Here is a 5,812-nt window from a genome sequence, read left to right on the forward strand (position 1 = left end):
TTCGGTCGTTGGCAAAGACGATGAAGCCAGTTTGACCATTGCCGATATCATGGAGAAAAAAGACGATGGGGACGAAAAATCAAACACGACCCCAAAACTTTGCACCATCAACTTCTTTCGAAAAACAACCACGCACCAAACACCAGATGTACCGGAATTGCCAGATGTGCCAACCGGAGACCCTTTAGAAAAAAAGCACGTTGATGAAACCGACCACACCAGCGGAATTATGCCCACCGGCACAGCATCGAGCGAAGTGCGCGACTACTATATGGGTTTGGGCCCCAAAAAACGCGGCACACTTTTTGAAGATGTAGGGCTGTTCCGCGGATTTTCGCCAGATTTGGAGGATTTCATTGCCCAGTCGGACACTGACGGCTTTCATCTCAAAATTGATCAAACTGAACCCCATTTCACCAGCTTCCAAGAAACTTACATAGAAGATCACTTCGTAACCGACACATTTTTAGAGCAAGAAATCGACAAAGCCGTCTCACATTCAGCCAGTGTTTCCGCAAGTGGCTGGGGCGTTTCAGGCAGTGCAAAATATACCAGTTCCCACAAAAGTCACTCTGACCATAAAGAACGCCATTTTTACCTGTGCTCTCAATATCTGGTCCGAAAAGTCAGATTATCATTCCATGTTGATGATTTGGTACTGGCACCCGAGCTTGAAACAAAACTCACCGAAATTGCCGACGGTGGCCGTGATGTGAAAAATTATCGCATTTTCATTGAAACCTTAAAAACCTGGGGCGCCTATTTTCCCACCGCCATGGTGATCGGCGGCAAGCTGATTTTGGAAGATAAGAGAGTGTTCACCACCGATGTGGAACAAACCTCAGCAACAACAACATTCCAAGCGGCAGCAAGCGCATCATTTGGCAATTTTTCAGGCTCCGCTAGCTATGCGGGTTCAGACAAGAATGACGTCTCCAACGTCAGTGTCAGCCAAACCCGCAAAGTAAAGTTACGGGCCTTTGGTGGCGAAGAAGCCAAAGTGCACAATCCACCCGAATATCTTGCAAGTCTGGGCCCATACACGGAATGGCGGAATTGTAAAATTGAAGCGCTCATTCCCATTTACAAACTGGCGTCCGAAGACGTGCAACTGAAAATCCGAGATATGTTGGTTGAGCACCGGGCATTGTGGGAGCGCGAAATGGCGATTGACTTCGACAAATACATCCGGGGCATGGAAGATTTGGCAGCGTCCGAATTTGGTTGATATTTCCCCCAAAAATGTGAAAAGCGGGATCAGCTTAGCTGACCCTGCCGCCCACCAAATTAAGGCGCGAGGAACAAAGATTATGGCTGAAATTTCACTCGATGAATTTCTTGAATATGTTGAAGAATGGATGACCACAAACGAGGCGGCCATCGCAAAGATGTGGCCGCAAGATGGCGGATGGGAAGGATGGGCCCAAGCTGAAATTTTTAGATTTATCGGCGAAAAAAACCATGCCTTTGATATTGGACGAGAAAAGCATTGCTTTACAAACAACCGAAAAGGTTGCGACTTTTTGCTGAACGATAGTTCTGCACTTAAGAACAAAGTCATTGTTGAACTCAAATGCCAGTCATTCTCAAACTACAAGCGATTCGCCAAAGGCTTGAGCGATGACACGACAAAATTGATCAAAGATCTCAAACCTGCCTATGTCGGAGCCAACCTGTTGATCATCGGCATGTATTTCACCGCAAAAACAGAAGTCCCAAAGCATTTTGCAAAGAAAGTTATCGGCAAAGGGGAAATTGGGATTTGTTGGGCAACTGACTCTAACGGCTGACTTGTGGCAATTGGCAACAGTATTGCTGGGGAATTTTTTTAAGCAGCCAAACTTCGCCAATTCATAATTCTTGCTGAATTTACACAAGCGCATAAATGTATCGCGCCAACGCACTCATTTATCTTGTTTTATGAATTGAAAACTTGTTTTGGTTGCGGGGGTAGGATTTGAACCTACGACCTTCAGGTTATGAGCCTGACGAGCTACCGGGCTGCTCCACCCCGCGCCAAAAATAAAGACAATTACTGCCTTAAAGGATAACGGCGATGCCGTTTTCCGCCCGATGCTTACCGGGACAGCGCCTATATAGGGTGCTTTGATCTGAATGTGAAGGACTAATACCACAAATGCCAAAAAAACTTGTTTGGCGGGTTTGAGCAGGTCCAATCTTGTGCTTTTGGGGCCTTTTGCGTTAAGTTTACGGTCCTCACCAAATTGCGAGATATGTGATGAAATTCAACAAACTTGGCCGCACTGATCTAATGGTCAGTGAGATCTGCCTTGGCACCATGACCTGGGGCCGACAAAACAGCGAACAAGACGCGCATCAACAAATGGATTACGCGCTTGAGCGTGAAATCAATTTCTTTGATACCGCTGAACTTTACGCCGTACCAACCATTCCCGAAAGTTACGGGCTTACCGAAGAATATATCGGGACTTGGTTCAAAAAGACTGGCCAACGCGAAAAAGTCATTCTGGCGACCAAAATTGCCGGCGAAGGCGTGCCCTGGATTCGCGATGGTAGCCCCATCAACGCCAGCTCAATCCGCAAGGCCGTTGAAAGCAGCCTGAAGCGGCTGCAAACAGACTATATTGATCTTTACCAATTGCATTGGCCAAATCGCGGGCATTACCATTTCAACCATGGATATAGCTTTGATCCCACAAGCCAAAATACGCAAGCGGTACAGGCGAACATGCTTGAAGTGCTAGAAACGCTCGACGCGCTGGTGCGTGACGGCAAAATCAGGCACATAGGCCTATCCAACGAATCTGCGTGGGGCACAACGCAATTTTTGCGACTTTCAGAAGCGAACGACCTCCCCCGCATCGCATCAATCCAAAATGAATATGGTCTGCTGCGCCGCTGGTTCGACCACGACTTGGCCGAAGTCAGTCACCATGAAAATGTCGGCTTGCTTGCCTATTCAGTGCTCGCAGCAGGCGCTCTATCTGGCAAATATTTGGATGGTCAAATCCCCAAAGGAACGCGCGGTGAATTATCTGTTGCCGCAACCTATCGCAACTCACCACAATCCGAGCCAGCCATTCGCGCTTACATAGCTTTGGCCAAAGAACACGGCTTGGATGTTTGTCAAATGGGCCTCAAGTTTGCGCTGGATCGTCCTTTCATGACATCTGTCATTATTGGCGCCACATCGATGGAACAGCTAAAAACCGACATTGACGCAAAAGATATTGTGCTTTCTGACGAAGTGCTAAGCGGCATCGAAAAGATCTATCGGCAATATCCACGTCCGATCTAAATCAACGCTCAGTTTGGGCGGCGACAAAATCATCAATCGCCGCCCAATAACCATCAATAAATGCATCGCGCCCCATGAATGCTGTTTTGATGATTATCCAAATGCCGTCCCAATCCTGCATCGGGCGGCGTTGACCCACTTCAAGCATACTGTGACCGGCTTTTTCAAAAACGTGGGTTTGCAGGTTTGTTTCCCCCAGGACTTCTTTGAAAACTTCGATAGTCTCCAATGCATCAACTTGGCCGTCTCGTGCACCAGTTAGCAACAACACAGGCGTACCCTGCACCTGACCCAAATCCGCCGTCAAATCGGCGTGGGCGTTTTTGACAACAAAATTCCATCGCGATTTAGAGAACTCTTCTGCGCCCAAATCGGGTTCACCACTTGCTAACTCTTCAAACGCGGCATACAGCGCGCCTGATAACAGCAAATCATCAATCAATTTTTCCCGTCGTGCAGCGACCGGATCAACAGGCGCGTCACCTTGCCGCAAACTAGACATGTAGGCGGACTGGCGCATCCAGTTTATTGCTGGAGAGACAAAAATGTAGAACGCAACCTCGTTTATGTTCGGGTCGACTTTCGGCAAAACCCAACCTGCTTGAGAAAACCCGATCACGCCAATTTTGCCAATTGGCTGCACAGTATTTGAGCGCAAAGTCGCAATCGCGGCTACGACCAGCGCGGCGCGATCCTCCATGGAATAATCCAGCCAGTCACCGTCCGAGCCATTCACCCCCGGCTTATCCCATGACAATGTACACATATTGTTTTGGGCGAAGTAAGAAAAATACGGGACAAAATAGCCAAATGCGTCATGCGGCATCGCGCCATCGCCATGTACAAATATCATACAGTCGATTGGCTTTTCGTTTGGTACCAGCGGCAAGATCAACTTGCCCGCAATCGTTATGCCTTCAAACCCAAATGGGAAATCAACTTCCTTGTAGTTTTCATCTGGCGACATCAACAAGAACGTCAAAACCAAAAGCGCGGCTCCGACCAATGCGCCAAACCCCAGTGAGAAATATTTGATGCGCATCGCGCTTCCAATCTTAGAACAATCATTCGCTTAATATCATGACTTGAGAACAAGTCAATTCTAATTTAGAACAGCTATTCGGAAATCAAGAGACCAACATGGCCCGCACCAAAAACGAGGAACTACACAAAACCCGTAAAAAACAGATCGTTGCGGCGGCGACAAAATGCTTTATCGCAAAAGGTATTCACAGCTCGTCCATGCAAGAGATCTGTAAAACGGGCAACATCAGCCCCGGCGCGCTATACCGCTATTACCCTTCAAAACAGGCAATCATCGAAGCAATTGCAGCGCAAGAACATGCACAAAACTTAGAGCTCATTGACTATCTTAGGGGCGTAAAAAACCCTGTACGTGGGCTGCAAGACGCCATGCCAGATATCCTTGATACGCTGCTGGACAAAGATTTCGCCCGCCTTATGATTGAAATCAGCACAGAGGCTTCTCGCAATCAAAACGTGCACGAAGTCTTTCAAAAAGTCGAAGATCAATTCAAATCCAACCTTATCGAGATATTTCGCACAAGTCAGATTGCCGGGCACATCGGCAAAAACACAGACATTGAGGGCGCTGTATTCATGATACTCGCTTTGCTCGATGGCATTACCGCACGGGCTGCGGCATCAGCTGTGCCCAGCAAAACTGAACTCACCAAATCCACTGGAAGTGTCATTTCGGCCCTTTTCGGTTAAACTTGATATTCGAAACAACAACACCAACTTGTTGATCAACTGCGCAAATGCTCAAATGCCAAAGTGCGGCGCCGTTTAATTCCCACCAATGAGACCAACTTAATCACTAAGTATCGAAACGTTTATCATCACAACACCCATATGATTTGTTCAGTCATAGTTTCACCAAATACAGTTGGCTGGTTTGGTGCTCAAAACGGCGGTTGCCCGTTACGAGACCCTATAAAGAAATATCGTCTCGCCAAGCCGATCATATGCGCTATGATTGATGGATAAACGGCAATTGAGATGATCCGCGCATGACACTAATTTCGACACTTCTGCCGCTCATTTTTTGGGCGTTTTATGGGGTTTTAAGTCGGGCGATTGAAATAAAACGCCCATCCATGTCAGGCCTCATGGCTCGCCAACGGCTTCGCTGGGTGCAAAATGCTGTAAAACGAGACACGCCAATTGATGGTGTCAAAGCTATTTAGAAATGGCTCTGGCCAAGCTAATTAGAGATGTCTCACCCCTGTAAGGAAGGCACCTAATTGGTGGACATTGGCTGGACCGCAAGAGTCAAAGCCAATGTGCGAAACACACCTCAAATCTATCATAAAGAGCAAAAAAGTAAAGAACGTGCAGAATATGACAAAGAAGGTAAAACCATAGTTTTCTGCCATTTTCCAAGAAACTATAGATTATAGACGGAATAGCGCAAATGTTGTGGATCGGTTTTAGGTCGACAATTGTCCGTGTAGCCGCTTCGAATTACTCAGCTGGTTTTTGCTTGATCTTTTCCAATCTTTCTCGCGC

At 47.2% G+C, this 5,812-nt stretch carries 6 protein-coding genes and 1 tRNA gene; 5 read left to right on the plus strand and 2 right to left on the minus strand.

The genetic code is table 11. The annotated features are described in order from the left end of the window. Window positions 1-1,228: hypothetical protein (locus tag ACJAZW_RS14945; RefSeq protein ID WP_415159523.1), on the plus strand; the 1,228-nt coding region annotated here is incomplete at its 5' end. An 82-nt stretch (window positions 1,229-1,310) separates the two neighbouring features. After that, window positions 1,311-1,790: a hypothetical protein gene (locus tag ACJAZW_RS14950; RefSeq protein WP_415159525.1), complete on the plus strand. Its 480-nt coding sequence runs from the start codon at window positions 1,311-1,313 to the stop codon at window positions 1,788-1,790. Between the two features lie 149 nt (window positions 1,791-1,939). Here ACJAZW_RS14950 and ACJAZW_RS14955 read toward each other — a convergent pair. Continuing rightward, window positions 1,940-2,016 (minus strand) — tRNA-Met (locus ACJAZW_RS14955). A 223-nt stretch (window positions 2,017-2,239) separates the two neighbouring features. On the opposite strand from ACJAZW_RS14955, the gene ACJAZW_RS14960 reads away from it, so the two are divergent. After that, window positions 2,240-3,280 (plus strand): aldo/keto reductase, encoded by a 1,041-nt coding sequence (locus tag ACJAZW_RS14960; RefSeq protein ID WP_415159527.1) that lies wholly within the window; start codon window positions 2,240-2,242, stop codon window positions 3,278-3,280. A 1-nt stretch (window position 3,281) separates the two neighbouring features. Here ACJAZW_RS14960 and ACJAZW_RS14965 read toward each other — a convergent pair whose 3' ends face one another. Then, the gene (locus ACJAZW_RS14965) at window positions 3,282-4,322 is read right to left on the minus strand and encodes an alpha/beta hydrolase family protein (protein ID WP_415159529.1); all 1,041 of its coding nucleotides are present in this window, start codon (window positions 4,320-4,322) and stop codon (window positions 3,282-3,284) included. A gap of 98 nt (window positions 4,323-4,420) precedes the next feature. Here ACJAZW_RS14965 and ACJAZW_RS14970 point away from each other — a divergent pair, with 98 nt between their 5' ends. Continuing rightward, window positions 4,421-5,014: a TetR/AcrR family transcriptional regulator gene (locus ACJAZW_RS14970; RefSeq protein ID WP_415159531.1), complete on the plus strand. Its 594-nt coding sequence runs from the start codon at window positions 4,421-4,423 to the stop codon at window positions 5,012-5,014. 299 nt (window positions 5,015-5,313) lie between these two features. After that, window positions 5,314-5,490 carry a hypothetical protein gene (locus ACJAZW_RS14975; RefSeq protein WP_415159533.1) on the plus strand — a complete coding sequence of 59 codons (177 nt, stop codon included), beginning with the start codon at window positions 5,314-5,316 and terminating at the stop codon, window positions 5,488-5,490. Window positions 5,491-5,812: the final 322 nt, after the last annotated feature.

This window comes from Maritalea sp. (genome assembly GCF_047634455.1).
Lineage (GTDB): Bacteria > Pseudomonadota > Alphaproteobacteria > Rhizobiales > Devosiaceae > Maritalea.